The organism is Micrococcus sp. KRD128, assembly GCF_017168395.1.
Lineage (GTDB): Bacteria > Actinomycetota > Actinomycetes > Actinomycetales > Micrococcaceae > Micrococcus > Micrococcus luteus.
In genome coordinates, this window is sequence record NZ_JABFAX010000055.1 from 1 (window position 1) to 835 (window position 835).

Genomic DNA, 835 nt, shown 5'->3' on the forward strand with positions numbered 1-835 from the left:
GTGCGCTGAAAGAGTGGGTCGACAAGTTCGGCTCCGGGGTCACGGTTGCCGCTGCGTCGCCGCCGGGGGCGACGGGGCGACCGGAGTCGCAGGCGGCGAAGGTCCTCCGGTTGGAGGCCGACCTCGCAGCCTTGCAGGCCGAGGCCCGCAAGCTCGAGACGGAGCGGGACATCCTCCGTCAGGCGGCGAAGTATTTCGCCGGGGAGACGAACTGGTGAACCGCTTCCAGTTTGTTGAGGATCACAAGGACGCCTACGGCGTGAAGCGGTTGTGTGAGGTCGTCGAGGTCGCCCGCTCGTCGTTCTACGCCTGGCTGGACTCCGCCGGGCGGCGAGCCGCGAAGGCGACAGACGACGCGGTGTTGGCGGCGCGGATCCGGGTGCTGCAAGACCCCGCTCAGGGTGGCGACCGCGCCTACGGGGCGCCCAGGATCACCGCCGACCTCAACGACGGTGTGCCCGTTGCGGAGCGGGTGAATCACAAGCGCGTCGCGCGGGTAATGCGTGAGCACCGTCTCGCGGGGATCCGGTTGCGACGACGGGTGAAGACCACGATCCCGGACCAGTCCGCCAGGCGCTTCCCCGACCTGATCGGACGGGACTTCTCCGTCGGCGACCCCGGCCGCCGCTACGTGGGCGACATCACCTACCTGCCTATCGCCGACGGCACGAACCTCTACCTCGCGTCCTGCATCGATCTCGGCTCCCGGAAGCTCGCGGGCTGGCAAGTCGCCGACCACATGCGCACCGAACTCGTCGAAGACGCCCTCCGTGCCGCGCACCACGACCGCGGGTCGCTGGTCGGCGCGATCTTCCACTCCGACCACGGCAGCGTC

1 protein-coding gene and 1 pseudogene are annotated in these 835 nt (G+C 69.5%); both read left to right on the forward strand.

The genetic code is table 11. The annotated features are described in order from the left end of the window. Positions 1–218: pseudogene (locus J1M44_RS12075) on the forward strand (IS3-like element ISRhosp5 family transposase); the annotation flags it as partial. Then, the coding region (locus tag J1M44_RS11440) for an IS3 family transposase (protein ID WP_020628202.1) at positions 215–835 on the forward strand (621 nt) is incomplete at its 3' end. The pseudogene J1M44_RS12075 and the gene J1M44_RS11440, both read left to right, overlap by 4 nt.